Genomic DNA, 228 nt, shown 5'->3' with positions numbered 1-228 from the left:
ATGAAATTCTGCCAACACTTTAAAGTGATGAAAATGGCGGGCGCATACTGGCGTGGTAACTCCGATAACAAGATGTTGCAACGTGTTTACGGTACTGCGTGGGCGGATAAAAAACAGTTAAAAGCGTATCTGCAACGTTTAGAAGAGGCAGAAAAACGAGACCATCGTAAGATTGGTAAGGCACAAGATTTGTTCCACTGGCAGGAAGAAGCGCCAGGCATGGTATTT

The 228-nt window shown here is 44.7% G+C and carries 1 pseudogene; it reads left to right on the top strand.

The window, feature by feature from the left end:
* Positions 1 to 228, top strand: a pseudogene (gene thrS, locus B2X00_RS04175) (threonine--tRNA ligase); the annotation flags it as partial.

It is taken from the genome of Idiomarina sp. UBA3162 (assembly GCF_002364475.1).
Lineage (GTDB): Bacteria > Pseudomonadota > Gammaproteobacteria > Enterobacterales > Alteromonadaceae > Idiomarina.
The sequence above is the reverse complement of the archived record's forward strand: the minus strand, read 5'-3'. Positions and strand labels throughout refer to the sequence as shown.